Here is a 556-nt window from a genome sequence, read left to right on the forward strand (position 1 = left end):
TGGTTCTGGGGAAGCTCGTCCGCCCAGGGTTAGTCGGGACCTAAGCTGAGGCCGATAGGCGTAGGCGATGGACAACAGATTGATATTTCTGTACCAGTCATTAATGTTTGAGCGATGGGGGGACGCAGTAGGATACGAACGCATGCTGATGGATATGCATGTACAAGCAATTAGGCAGGAAAGTAGGCAAATCCGCTTTCCGCGTAAGCTGAGTTGTGATGTGGTGGCACCTAGTGCCGTAGGTTCTGATTCCACACTGCCAAGAAAAGCCTCTAGTTAGTTAATGACTGCCCGTACCGCAATCCGACACAGGTAGATGAGGAGAGAATCCTAAGGTGAGCGAGAGAACTCTTGTTAAGGAACTCGGCAAAATGACCCCGTAACTTCGGGAGAAGGGGTGCTCTATTAAGGTGAAAGCCTGAGAGAGCCGCAGTGAATAGGCCCAAGCGACTGTTTACCAAAAACACAGGTCTATGCAAAATCGTAAGATGAAGTATATGGGCTGACACCTGCCCGGTGCTGGAAGGTTAAGAGGAGTGCTTAGCGCAAGCGAAGG

The 556-nt window shown here is 50.5% G+C and carries 1 rRNA gene; it reads left to right on the forward strand.

The annotated features are described in order from the left end of the window. Positions 1-556 (forward strand): 23S ribosomal RNA (locus BCAMP_RS13320); the annotation flags it as partial.

It is taken from the genome of Brochothrix campestris FSL F6-1037 (assembly GCF_000525915.1).
GTDB lineage: Bacteria > Bacillota > Bacilli > Lactobacillales > Listeriaceae > Brochothrix > Brochothrix campestris.